9 protein-coding genes are annotated in these 12197 nt (G+C 66.1%); 2 read left to right on the forward strand and 7 right to left on the reverse strand.

Annotated features, from left to right (window positions below; all coding sequences use genetic code 11):
* Positions 1-29: 29 nt before the first annotated feature.
* Together ACTIEZ_RS08375 and gph are read right to left on the reverse strand one after the other, a co-directional pair.
* A complete protein-coding gene (locus tag ACTIEZ_RS08375) occupies positions 30-1199 on the reverse strand; it encodes a sensor histidine kinase (RefSeq protein ID WP_439546212.1) in 1170 nt (389 codons plus the stop codon).
* On the reverse strand, positions 1196-1873 hold the full coding sequence (gph, locus tag ACTIEZ_RS08380) for a phosphoglycolate phosphatase (RefSeq protein ID WP_439546213.1): 678 nt from the start codon (positions 1871-1873) through the stop codon (positions 1196-1198). The genes ACTIEZ_RS08375 and gph overlap by 4 nt, the downstream gene beginning before the upstream one ends.
* Positions 1874-2007: 134 nt before the next feature.
* Between gph and glmU the strand changes: the two genes are divergently transcribed.
* Together glmU and glmS are read left to right on the forward strand one after the other, a co-directional pair.
* Positions 2008-3372 carry a bifunctional UDP-N-acetylglucosamine diphosphorylase/glucosamine-1-phosphate N-acetyltransferase GlmU gene (gene glmU / locus ACTIEZ_RS08385; RefSeq protein WP_439546214.1) on the forward strand — a complete coding sequence of 455 codons (1365 nt, stop codon included), beginning with the start codon at positions 2008-2010 and terminating at the stop codon, positions 3370-3372.
* Positions 3372-5195, forward strand: coding sequence for a glutamine--fructose-6-phosphate transaminase (isomerizing) (glmS, locus tag ACTIEZ_RS08390; protein WP_439546215.1), 1824 nt, complete (start codon positions 3372-3374; stop codon positions 5193-5195). Before glmU ends, glmS begins: the two co-directional genes overlap by 1 nt.
* Before the next feature lie 101 nt (positions 5196-5296).
* Here glmS and ACTIEZ_RS08395 read toward each other — a convergent pair whose 3' ends face one another.
* The 5 genes from ACTIEZ_RS08395 to ACTIEZ_RS08415 are packed head-to-tail and all read right to left on the reverse strand — an operon-like array spanning position 5297 to position 12128.
* Positions 5297-7708, reverse strand: a complete 2412-nt coding sequence (locus tag ACTIEZ_RS08395) for an FdhF/YdeP family oxidoreductase (RefSeq protein WP_439546216.1) — start codon at positions 7706-7708, stop codon at positions 5297-5299.
* 40 nt (positions 7709-7748) lie between these two features.
* Positions 7749-8591, reverse strand: a complete 843-nt coding sequence (locus tag ACTIEZ_RS08400) for a formate/nitrite transporter family protein (RefSeq protein ID WP_439546217.1) — start codon at positions 8589-8591, stop codon at positions 7749-7751.
* A 38-nt stretch (positions 8592-8629) separates the two neighbouring features.
* Positions 8630-9037 (reverse strand): hypothetical protein, encoded by a 408-nt coding sequence (locus tag ACTIEZ_RS08405; RefSeq protein WP_439546218.1) that lies wholly within the window; start codon positions 9035-9037, stop codon positions 8630-8632.
* A complete protein-coding gene (ctaD, locus tag ACTIEZ_RS08410) occupies positions 9034-11520 on the reverse strand; it encodes a cytochrome c oxidase subunit I (RefSeq protein ID WP_439546219.1) in 2487 nt (828 codons plus the stop codon). Before ctaD ends, ACTIEZ_RS08405 begins: the two co-directional genes overlap by 4 nt.
* On the reverse strand, positions 11517-12128 hold the full coding sequence (locus ACTIEZ_RS08415; protein WP_439546220.1) for a cytochrome c oxidase subunit II: 612 nt from the start codon (positions 12126-12128) through the stop codon (positions 11517-11519). The genes ctaD and ACTIEZ_RS08415 overlap by 4 nt, the downstream gene beginning before the upstream one ends.
* Positions 12129-12197 lie beyond the last annotated feature (69 nt).

Genomic DNA, 12197 nt, shown 5'->3' on the forward strand with positions numbered 1-12197 from the left:
TGTTACGCCGCAGGCTTGGCTCACGCGGGTCACGCCAGCGGCAGCGTGAAACTCACCCGGGTCCCCTCGCCCAGCCGGCTGTCGATCTCCAGCCGGCCGCGGTGGCGTTCGACGATATGCTTGACGATGGCCAGCCCCAGCCCGGTGCCGCCCAGGGTGCGGCTGCGCTGCGAATCGACGCGATAAAAACGCTCGGTCAGCCGCGGCAAATGTTCGGGCGCGATGCCGTCGCCTTCATCGGACACGCTGATCCTGACGCCCGGATCGCGCCCGGCGGCACCCGGATCAGCGCTGAGGGCGACGCGGATCGGCGTGCCACGGCGGCCATATTTCAGTGCGTTCGACACGAGATTGTGCAGCACCTGCAGCACCTGGTCGCGATCGGCGATCACGCGCGGCAGTTCCGGCGGCTCCGCGATGAGCAACTGGCGCTGATCGGTATCGAGCCGGATCGCCAGCGTGCGGCCGACTTCGGCGGCGATGCCGCGCAGCTCCAGCGCCTGGGTGGGGCGGATGAACTTGTCGAGCTCGATACGCGACAGGCTCATGAGGTCGTCGATCAGGCGGCGCATGCGGTCGGCTTCCTGCGCCATGATCGCCAGAAAGCGTTGCCGCGCCGGTTCATCCTCGGCCGCCGGGCCTTGCAGGGTTTCGATGAAGCCGGTCAGCGTGGCCAGCGGCGTGCGCAGTTCGTGGCTGGCATTGGCGACGAAATCGACGCGCATCCGCTCGGTCACCTTGGCCTGGGTGACATCATCGAGCAGCACCAGGCAGCGACCATTTTGGCCATCGGCGCCATCGCCGACCACCCGCAACCGAAAGCTGCGGTTGGCATTGCCGATACCGCTGATTTCAGTGTCATTCACGACATTGCCGGCCGTCACGGCTTCGACCGCATCGAGCAGCACCGGATGGCGGACCGTCAAGCGCAGATCGCTGCCCACGACGCGTTCACCCAGCAACGCCCGCGCCGGGCCGTTGGCGGCGGCCACCCACGCGCCTTGGGTGATCAGCACGGCATCGTTCAGGCTGTCGATGTGGATACGGTCCGGCGGCGGCGGCGGCGGGGGTGGCGGCGGCGGGGGCTCGGCCTTCGGCTTTGGCACGGCATCGGGATCGGGCCGTGTCAGGCGCCCAAGCACCAGGCCGACCAGCAGCGCTGCCAGGGCCAGCAGCAGCATCTCGCCGGTCGGGCTCATGCAGCCAACTCCGCCATCCCCGCCAGCACCGGCAGCAGCGCATCATAATGATCGATCACCGCATCGGCACCCAGATCGCGCGCCGGCGTGTCGCTGAAACCGAAGCTGACCAGGATGATCGGCAGGCCGGCATTGCGCGCGGCCCCCACATCGGTGGCCGAATCGCCGACAAACACCGCGCTGGCGACATCGCCGCCACAGGCGGCCAGCGTGGCATGCACATGCCCGGCATCAGGTTTCGGTTTGGGCACCGAATCAAATCCGACGATGGCAGCAAAGCGCGCGCGCCAGCCCAGCGCATCGATCAGGGCGGTGGCCAGCGCCACCGGCTTGTTGGTGCAGATCGCCAGCCGGCAGCCCGCCGCCGCCAGCGCATCGAGCGCGGCCTCAACGCCATCGAAGGGCCGCGAGGCATCGGCGATATGCGCCGCATAATATTCAAGGAACAGCGGCACACCGGATTCGACCAGTTCGGGCGGGGCGGGGCCGGTCGCGGCCAGGCCGCGGCTGATCAGTGCGCGGGCGCCATGGCCGACCAGATGGCGCACGTCGTCGATGGGCAACGGCGGGCGGCCGAGCGAGGACAGCACATGGTTCATCGCCGCCGCCAGATCAGGCGCGGTGTCGACCAATGTGCCGTCCAGATCGAACAGGATGGTGCGGGGCAAAATCACGAAGGGTGAGCCGTGCCAGATAATCGTTGCGGATATGCGACACCGGGATGCGCTTCACCCTGGGGCTTGGCAAGCCAGCCGAACGGCCGTTCCGTCACTTTTCAAGCCGGGATGCCTGTGGCAGGGCAGCGCACGTGACTGCCGAACCGCCTTCGCCCGCCCAAGCGCCTTTCGCTGCTGTCATCCTGGCGGCCGGGATGGGCACGCGCATGAAATCGGCGCGGCACAAGGTGCTGCACGCCATCGCCGGCAAGCCGATGCTGCGCCACCTGATGGACAGTCTGGCGACGCTGGCGCCGGCGCGCACCGTGGTGGTGGTTGGCGCGTTGAAGGAACAGGTTGCGGCCGAAGTGCAGGGCCGCGCCGATGTGGTGGAACAATCGCCGCAGCGCGGCACCGGCCATGCCGTGCAGCAGGCGCAGGCCGCCCTGGCGGGGTTCGATGGCAAGATACTGGTGCTGTATGGCGATGCGCCGCTGGTGCCGGCAGCGACGATGGCGCGGTTGCTCGCGGCGCTGCGGGATGATGTGGCGGTGGCGGTGCTCGGCTTTCGGCCACCGGATGCGGGCGCCTATGGCCGCATCATCGCGGCGGGCGGCCGCATTGCGAAAATGGTCGAATATAAGGACGCCACGCCGGCCGAACGGGCCGAGACACTGTGCAATTCCGGCCTCATGGCGGTGCATGCCCGCGATCTGTTCGCGCTGCTGGCGCGCGTGACCAACGACAATGCGGCAGGCGAATATTATCTGCCCGATGTGGTTGGCCTGGCGCTGGTCGATGGCCGGGCCTGCACGGTGATCGAAACCCACGCCGACGAGGTGGCCGGGGCCAACAGCCGGGCGGAACTGGCGCAATTGGAGGCGATTTTCCAACGCCGCCGCCGCGCCGAACTGATGGCGGCCGGCGTGTCGATGCAGGCACCCGAAACCGTGTTCCTGTGTGCCGACACGCAGATTGCCGCCGATGTCGAGATCGAGCCGTTCGTGGTGTTCGGCCCCGGCGTGACCATCGCGGGCGGCAGCCGCATCCGCGCCCACAGCCATATCGAAGGGGCAAGCATCGGCGCCGATTGCGAGATCGGCCCGTTTGCGCGGCTGCGGCCCGGCACGAAGCTGGGCGATGGCGTGAAGATCGGCAATTTCGTCGAGACCAAGAATGCAGTCATGGGGGACGGCGCCAAGGCCAGCCATCTGAGCTACCTTGGTGATGCCAGCATCGGCGCGGCGGCGAACATTGGCGCCGGCACCATCACCTGCAATTATGATGGTTTCTTCAAATATCGCACCAATATTGGCGCCGGCGCGTTCATCGGATCGAACAGCGCGCTGGTGGCGCCGGTGACGATCGGCGATGGCGCCATCGTGGCGGCCGGCAGCACCATCACCCGCGATGTCGCTGGCGATGCGCTGGCGCTGGTGCGGCCGGCGCAGGTCGAAAAATCCGGCTGGGCCGTGCGCTTCCGCGCTGCTGCGGCTGCAAAGAAGGGCAAGAACTGATGTGCGGCATCATCGGCATCGTGTCTGCAGAGCCCGTCGCCGACCGGCTGGTCGATGGCCTGAAACGGCTGGAATATCGCGGGTATGACAGCGCCGGCATTGCCACCATCCACGACAATGTGATGGACCGCCGCCGCAGCCCCGGCAAATTGGTCAATCTGGCGCGCGAACTGGCCCTCAACCCCCTGCCCGGCCAGGTCGGCATCGCCCACACGCGCTGGGCCACCCACGGCGCGCCGACCACCGACAATGCCCACCCGCATGCCACCGAGCATGTCTGCCTGGTGCACAATGGCATCATCGAGAATTTCAAGCAGTTGCGCAGCGAGGTGATGGCCGCGGGCTGCACGCTCACCTCCGATACCGATACCGAAGTGGTGGCGCATCTGCTGGAACTGGCGCTGGCGCGTGGAGCTTCGCCCGATGCGGCGGTGGCCGAGACGCTGAAGCGCCTGCACGGCGCCTTCAGCTTTGCGATCCTGTTCAAGGATCATCCCGGCACCATCTATGGCGCGCGGCGCGGTTCGCCGCTGGTGGTGGGCTTGGGCGCGGGCGAGATGTTCCTGGGTTCGGACGCGCTCGGGCTGGCGCCGTTCACCAACCGCATTGCCTATCTGGAGGAAGGCGACTGGCTGCGCATGTCGGCCGATGGCGTGACGATTTTCGATGCCAGCGACCAGCCGGTGGAACGCGCGTTCATCACCTCGTCAGCCAGCGCCGCGGTGATCGAGAAGGGCAACCACCGCCATTATATGGAAAAGGAAATCCACGAGCAGCCGATCGTGGTCGCGCAGACGTTGGGCGCCTATCTCGATCCGCTCGCCGAAACCGTGGCGCTGCCCGATCTGCCGTTCGATCTCGCCGGCGTGAAGCGCGTGCAGATCGTGGCCTGCGGCACGGCGTTGCTGGCGGGCCATGTGGCCAGTTACTGGATCGAAGCCCAAGCGCGCGTGCCGGTGAGCATCGAGAATGCATCGGAATATCGCTATCGCGACCCGGTCTACGAAGACGGCGGCCTGTGCCTGTTCATCAGCCAATCGGGCGAAACCGCCGACACGCTGGCCGCGCTGCGCCATGCCCTGGCCGGCGGGCAGATGGTGGCGGCGGTCGTCAATGTCGCCACATCGACGATGGCGCGCGAGACGCAGTTGTTGCTGCCCACCCATGCCGGGCCGGAAGTGGGCGTGGCCAGCACCAAGGCCTTCACCTGCCAGCTGGCGGTGCTCGCGGCCTTTGCCATCGCGCTGGGCAAGGCCAAGGGCCGCGTTTCGGCCGCCGAGGAGGCCCGGCTGGTGCAATTGCTGACCGAAGTGCCGGCGGCGATGAACGCGGCGCTGCAATCGGAAGATGCCATCGCCGCGTTGGCGCCCAGCTTGGCCAAGGCGCGCGACATTCTTTATATCGGGCGCGGCCCGGATTATCCGATGGCGCTGGAAGGCGCGCTGAAGCTGAAGGAAATCAGCTATATCCATGCCGAGGGCTATGCCGCCGGCGAGCTGAAGCACGGCCCGATCGCGCTGATCGATGAACATGTGCCGGTGATCGTCATCGCGCCGTCCGGGCCGCGGTTCGAAAAGACCGTGTCGAATATGCAGGAGGTGATGGCGCGCGGCGGCCAGGTCGTGTTGCTCAGTGATGCCGACGGGATCGCCGCCCACGGCCAGGGCACAGCGGCAGCGATCACCATGCCAACGGTCGACCCGTTCATCAGCCCGCTGATCAGCGCCATTCCGGTGCAGTTGCTGGCCTATCATGTCGCGGTGGCCAAGGGCACGGATGTGGATCAGCCGCGCAACCTCGCCAAATCGGTGACGGTCGAATAGGGTCAGGCGTTTGGCAAGGACCTTTGTGGACCGACCATGAAGATGGGGAATTGCGCCGCCTGCCCGGCGCTGATCGCATTGTTCCGCGGTCTGGTTGGACGTCACACGGCGCGCTGCGGGGCCGTGTGGGAAGCGCTGACCCGCACTGGCACCGCCTTGTACGCGGGCGTGTGCGCGTGGAGATCATGGTGGCCCAGCGGCACCAGCGGCGTGGCTTCGGGGAAATAGGCGGCGCAACTGCCACGCGGGATATCATAGGGGATCACCCGCAGGCCGCGCACCACGCGGCTGTGGCCGTCGTCGATCGCCGTGGTCAGATCGACCAGATCATCCGCCGCCACGCCCAGTGCCGTCGCATCCGCGCCGTTCATGAACACCACCATGCGGGTGCCGTTCACGCCGCGAAAGCGATCATGATAGCCATAGATGCTGGTGTTGAACTGATCGTTGCTGCGCACGGTGGTGAGCTGCAAGACGCCCGCCTCGCCATAGCTTTCGCCGGTGCCGCCGAACATGGCGGTGGGCAGCAGAAAATTCGCCTTGCCGCTGCGGGTGTTCCACTTGCGCTCCCGCGCGGCCACCGGCCGTTCGATGCCGCCGGGGGTGAACATGCGGTCGTTGAGGCCGGCAAAGGTCGCCGGCCAAGTCCGTTCGATGGCCTTTCTGATCAGCGCATAGTCGCCGGTCCAATCCGTCCACGGCACCTTGGGATTTTCGGGCAGGGCCGCGGTGGCGATGGCGGCGATGATCGCCGGTTCGGACATCAGCTCGGGTGACGCCGGCGCCACCCGGCCGCGAGAACCGTGGAACTGCGCCAGGCTGCTTTCGATCGACACGGCCTGGGGGCCTGTCGCCTGCTCGTCGATCTCGATGCGGCCGAGGCAGGGCAGCAGATAGGCAATCTCGCCATGGACGATGTGGCTGCGGTTGAGCTTGGTGGCGATGGCCACGGTCAGCCGCAGCTTGCGCCAGGCATCCTCCACGCGCGGAATATCGGGCGCGGCACGGGTGAAATTGCCGCCAAGCGCGATGAAGGCTTTCACACGGCCATCGATCATCGCTTCGCACCCCGTTACCGTGGTGTAGCCTTCGTGGCGCGGTGGCTCGAAATCATACAGCTCCTTGAGTTTGTCGAGCGGCGCCAGTTCGGGCTTTTCGGTGACGCCGACGGTGCGCTGGCCCTGGACATTGCTGTGGCCGCGCACCGGGCAGATGCCGGTGCCCGATTTGCCGATATTGCCGCGCAGCAGCAGCAGATTGACCAGCATCTGCACGGTTTCGGTGCCATGCACCTGTTGGGTGAGGCCCATGCCATAAATGCCCATTGCCTTGTCGGCGGCGGCATATTGTTCGGCAACGCGTTCCAGCGCCGGGCGGGTGAGCGCCGACACACGTTCGATCTCACCCCAGTCGGCGGCACGGCAATAGTCGGCAAAGGCTTCGAAGCCTTGAGTATGCTCGGCGATGAAATCGTGATCGAGCACGCGGCGGGCCTTTGCTGCGGCGGCGCCGGCCTTGATGCTGAAGCCGCCGTCATCCTCGGTCCTGGCCAGCAGCGCCTCGCGATCCGTCGGGCCGGCCTTACCGATTTCGGCGCAGGCATCGTCCATCGCCACCAGCGCCTTGCAGATGCCGGTGATCGCCGCGATGTCGCCGCCCACCGCCACCTGCAGGATCGTGTCGGAAATCACCGTCTCGTCGCCGCTCAGCATCTGGCTGGGCGATTGCGGGTTCTTGAAGCGTTCCAGCCCGCGTTCCCGCAACGGATTGACGCTGATGATGGTGGCGCCGCGCTGCTTGGCGGCCTGGAACTGGTGCAGCATCCGCGGCGAATTGGTCGCCACATTATGCCCGAAATACAGCATCAGATCGGTGGTCTCGAAATCCTGCAGGGTGACGGTGCCGACCGACACGCCAATGCTTTCGGGCAGGGCGACACTGGTCGATTCATGGCACATGTTGGAACTGTCGGGCAGGTTGTTGGTGCCATAGAGCCGCGCCAGCAACTGGAACATGTAGCTGGCCTCCAGGCTGGCGCGGCCACTGACATAGAAGATCGTCTGATCGGGGTCGTCCTGCAGGGCGCGCAGTTCGTGGCCGATCTCGGCAAACGCCGTCCCCCAACTGACGGGGACATATTTGTCGCTGGTCACATCCCAGCGCATCGGCATGGTCAGGCGGCCGGCTTCCTCCAGATCATGGTCGAGCCACCCGGCCAGTTCGGCCATCGTGTATTTCTCGAAAAATGCCTCGTCGGTGCGTTTGCGGGTGATCTCCCAGGCGGTGGCCTTGGCGCCATTCTCGCAATATTCGAAGGGCAGCGGCTCGGCCGGCTTGCCCCAGGCGCACGACACGCACATGAACCCGTCTGGCTTGTTCTGGTGGCGCATGGTCAGCAGCATGTCGGGCACATTCTCGCCGATGGCGACCTTGCCCACGGCCTTCAGCGAGCCGAAGCCGCCGGCCGGGCCGTCATAATCCTCAATCGTTGGATCGTCCTTGGGGCCGCTCATCGCCAATTCTCCCGTTCGTGGATGAATGTCGGGCCGCCGCTCATGCGCGTGGCCGCAGATAGGCCAGCCAATAGGCAGCGCCGACCGCGAAGCCGCCGATGATGTTGCCGATGGTGACCGGCAGCAGATTGGCCAGCAAGCCGGCCGGCGTGATGGCGGCATAATCCGCAGCCCTGACGCCGGCATCCGCCCAGAACGCCGGATCGGCGAACTGCTGCACCGCCCAGCCAAAGGGAATGATGAACATGTTGGCCACGGAATGTTCGAGGCCCAGCGCCACGAAGGCCGCGACGGGCGGGATGATGACCAGCAACTTGTCGGCCGCAGTCTTGGCACCATTGGCCATCCACACCGCCAGGCAGACCAGCATGTTGGCCAATATGCCGCTGGCCAGCGCCGGCGCGAACGCCAGCCGCACCTTGGCATCGGCCATGTCCAGCGCCGCCACGCCCACCGCACCGTCGCCCGCCAGATGAACCGCAGCGGCCAGAGCGATGGCGGCCAGCAGCAGCGAGCCCAGGAGATTGCCGACATACACCAGGAAGAGCGCGCGCAGCATGGCCGGCAGCCGCACGGTCTGCTGTGCCCAGGCGATGATCAGCAGCGTGTTGCCGGTGAACAATTCGGCACCAGAGATCAGCACGAGGATGAGGCCAAGCGAGAAGGCGAGGCCAGCGAGCAATTGCGCGGCCCCAAAGGCGATCTGTCCGTCTGCCCCCGCCAACGCCACCATCGCGGCGAGGCTGCCGAAGCCGATGTAGAGGCCGGCCAGCAGCGACAATGGAAGCATTGCACCAAGGGCGAGCGCGGACTTGGTTTCGCCGCTGTCGGCGGTCGCACGGGCGATGCTTTCGGGCGACAGTATCTCGCCGTCAGCGGACATCAGCTGTATTGGCCAAAGTTGGCGGGTTCTGGCATCCGTTACCCCTGCGCCTGGCCGCCGGTTGACGAGCCCTGTGCTTGCACAACCGGGCCAGGCCAGCCCGGTTCCAGAGCCAGTGCGCGGCCATCGCACTGGCGCAGCAGCAGCACAGGCACGCCGGTGAGCAGCATCGACACCAGCCCGGTGACCGCCGAAATTCGGGCCAGCCAGCCGAGCAATGGCCGTTCGCCATCGCGAGGTGCGCGCGACATCGCCCGCACCCACCACAACAGGCCAAGGCAGGCCGCAATCCAGATGGCTGCCAACAGCACACGCTGCAGATCGAGCGGTCCGATGGCGACGGCCGACCAGCCGTGCGCGCAGGCGAGGCCGTGCACAGCATACAGCAGCGAAAAGCCGATGGCCCAGAAGCCGAGCCCGGCAATGATCCTCAATAAGGCTGTCATGCCAGCAGCACCGGCAGCTTGGTGACCAGCAGCACGATCACCGCGACCACTGCGGCATAATCCTGCCACATCGCGGCGATGCGCACATCGGCGGTGCGCTTGTTGGACACATAACCTGCCCGTGATCGCGCGAAGGCAAAGGCCGTCATCAGCAAGGCCAAGGCGACATGCAATATGGCATAGCTGAACAGCATGGCCACGGTGGCGGCATAGGCGTGGCTAGTGGGCGGCGGCAGCGCGGTGAAGGCTTCGTACGCCAGCAGGGCCAGCGCGATGGCCTGCAGCGCCATACCGATGCCCAGCCTGACCTGCCGGCTGGCCTCGGCCGGCTGTAACAGGCCAGCGCGGCGGATGGCCAGGCTGCTGCCCGCCAGCGCCAGTGTGGCCATAATGGCACCGGTGACGCCTGGCGACATCAGTTGCGGCGGCGGCCAGCCGCTGGCGATGGTCCACAGATAGGCATAGCCGAACAGCAGCGTGGCAAATAAAGTGGCATCGGCGGTGATCGCAAACAGACTGGCCCAATGGCCGGGCGACCCGGCGGTTTCGCCCTGGGTCGGCAAGACGATATCGCACCCCGCGTCCTGCGGCCCGACATCATCCCGGTGGCCCAGCGTCCACGCCCAGCGCCAGCCACACACCGCGACGGCGGCCAGAAACAGCGGTGCCAGCCAATAGACGCCGCCCAGGATCGACAGGAAGAAGCCGCCGGCCAGCATCGCCGTCCACAGTGGCAGCAGGCTGTTGCCCGGCAGCAGGATGATCTGGTCGGGCGTGCCGCTGATCATGTCCACACCCAGGGTTTCGCGCCAGCCATTGCGCGGCTGGGCCAGATGAAATTCGCCGCGGGCGATGCGCAGCGGCAGATCGGGATCGGATTCCAGCGGATCATGATCGCGGATCGGCGGCAGGCTGGCGAAATTATAGCTGGGCGGCGGCAGCAGCATCGCCCATTCCAGCGTGGGCGCCCGCCACGGATTGCGCCGGGTGCGATGGCCGAGAAAGATCTGCAGCGCGACGTCGATGATGAACAGCGCAAAGCCGAAGGCCATGATGAAACTGCCGAACGAGGCCAGCAGGTTGTACAGCGTCCAGCCCATGGTGTCGGGATAGCTGTAGATGCGCCGCGGTTGGCCGAGCAGGCCGACCATGTGCATCATGAAGAAGGTGAGATTGAAACCGACGAAGATCAGCCAAAAGGTCGCGGTGCCCAGCCGCTCGGCCGGCTGCCGCCCGGTGAAGTGCGGCAACCAATAGGCGGCGCCGGCCAGCATCGGAAAGATGAAGCCGCCCACCAGCACATAATGAAGATGCGCGGTGACAAAGGCGGTATCGTGCGCCTGCCAGTTGAACGGCACCATCGCCAGCATCACGCCGGTCAGCCCGCCGATGATGAACACCACGAAGAAGCCGAAGATATACAGCATCGGCCGCTTCAGCTGCGGCCGGCCGGACGCGATCGTGCCGATCCAGGCAAAGATCTGGATGGCGGTCGGGATGGCAACCAGCGCCGAGGCCGCGGAGAAAAACCCCAGCGCCATGTGCGGGATGCCAGTGGTGAACATGTGGTGCACCCACAGCCCGAAGCTGAGGAAGGCCAGCGCCAGGATCGCCGCGATGATCCAGCCATATCCCAGGATGCGGGCGCGGGCCATCACCGGGATCACGGTGGATACGATGCCGGCAGCCGGCAGGAAGATGATGTAGACCTCCGGATGGCCGAACAGCCAGAACATATGCTGCCACAGCAGGGGATCGCCGCCGCGCGTCGCATCGAAGAAGGGCCAGCCAAAGGCCCGCTCCACCTCCAGCAGAATTGATCCGATGATCAGCGGCGGAAAGCCGACCAGCATCATCAGCGCAGTGACCAGCAGATACCAGGCAAACAGCGGCATGTGATCGAGGCGCATGCCGGCGGTGCGCACCTTCAGCACCGACACCATGATCTCGATGGCTGCCGCCATCGCCGACACTTCGACGAAGGTGACGCCGATCAGCCAGATATCGGCGTTGATGCCGGGCGTGTAGATTTTCGACGAAAGCGGCGTGTACATGAACCAGCCGCCATCCGGCGCGACGCCCAGCAGCATGGCGATGATCAGGATCATGCCGCCGAACAGATAGCACCAATAGCCAAAGGCCGACAGGCGCGGGAAGGCCATGTCACGACTGCCGAGCAGCTTGGGCAGCATGTAGAAGGCCAGGCCCTCGATCATCGGGATGGCAAACAGGAACATCATGATGCTGCCGTGCATCGTGAAGATCTGATTATAGACCGCCGGCCCGACAAAGGCGCTGCCCGGCGTGGCCAGTTGCGCGCGGATCAGCATGGCCAGCACGCCGCCGATGCAAAAGAACGCAAAGGCGGTGATGATGAAGCGCCGGCCGATATCGGTGTGGTTGACGCTGGCCAACGCGCCGCGCCAGCCCGGCCCGCGATCCCAGATGGCATGCAGTGCGCGATGGCGGCTGAGCGCGGTCATGGTGTTGGCGCCATCAGCCGGGCCCAGGATGCCGGATCATGCGCCACCACCACAAAGCGGTTGTTGGTGTGGCCGATGCCGCAGAATTCGGCGCATTGGCCGGCATAGCGCCCCGGACGCGGCGCCAGCAGGCGCAGGCGGTTGGTCTTGCCGGGGATGGCATCCATCTTGCCGGCCAGCACCGGCACCCAGAAGCTGTGGATCACATCATCGGAGCGGATCAGCACATCCACCGGCCGCCCGGCGGGAATGTGCATCACGCTTATGCTCTCCAGCGGCGGGGCGCCCGCGCGGGCATGGCGAAACCGCCATTCCCATTGCCGGCCAGTGGCTTCGATGCTGATGCCGTCACGCGCTGGCAGCGCCTGCAGCGCTTCGCCTACCATCAGACCATAGGACAGCAAGGCGAGCAGCACGACCGATGGGAAGGCGATGCCGAGGCCCTTGATCCATATCCCGACCGACACGCCGCGATAGCGGGTGGCGCGAAACGCCGCCACGAACAGCCCCATGGTGCCAAGGAAAATCACCGTCGCACCGATCAGCATCACCCACCACAGGGTGGCGATCGTCGCTGCCGCCGGCCCTTCCGGTGCCAAGGTGGACATTGGCCCAGCACAGCCGGCGAGGGCGAAGGTGCAACCGATTGCCAGCAGCGCGCGTTGACCGGACATCAC

The sequence above is a fragment of the Sandarakinorhabdus sp. genome (assembly GCF_051860625.1).
Taxonomy (GTDB): Bacteria; Pseudomonadota; Alphaproteobacteria; order Sphingomonadales; family Sphingomonadaceae; genus Sandarakinorhabdus.

Bases quoted from the DNA above. Each gene is read 5' to 3' on its own strand.
- glmS (WP_439546215.1), top strand. From the start codon at position 3,372: ATGTGCGGCATCATCGGCATCGTGTCTGCAGAGCCCGTCGCCGACCGG.
- ACTIEZ_RS08375 (WP_439546212.1), bottom strand. From the start codon at position 1,199: ATGAGCCCGACCGGCGAGATGCTGCTGCTGGCCCTGGCAGCGCTGCTG.
- ctaD (WP_439546219.1), bottom strand. From the start codon at position 11,520: ATGACCGCGCTCAGCCGCCATCGCGCACTGCATGCCATCTGGGATCGC.
- ACTIEZ_RS08405 (WP_439546218.1), bottom strand. From the start codon at position 9,037: ATGACAGCCTTATTGAGGATCATTGCCGGGCTCGGCTTCTGGGCCATC.
- ACTIEZ_RS08400 (WP_439546217.1), bottom strand. From the start codon at position 8,591: ATGTCCGCTGACGGCGAGATACTGTCGCCCGAAAGCATCGCCCGTGCG.
- ACTIEZ_RS08395 (WP_439546216.1), bottom strand. From the start codon at position 7,708: ATGAGCGGCCCCAAGGACGATCCAACGATTGAGGATTATGACGGCCCG.
- ACTIEZ_RS08415 (WP_439546220.1), bottom strand. From the start codon at position 12,128: ATGTCCACCTTGGCACCGGAAGGGCCGGCGGCAGCGACGATCGCCACC.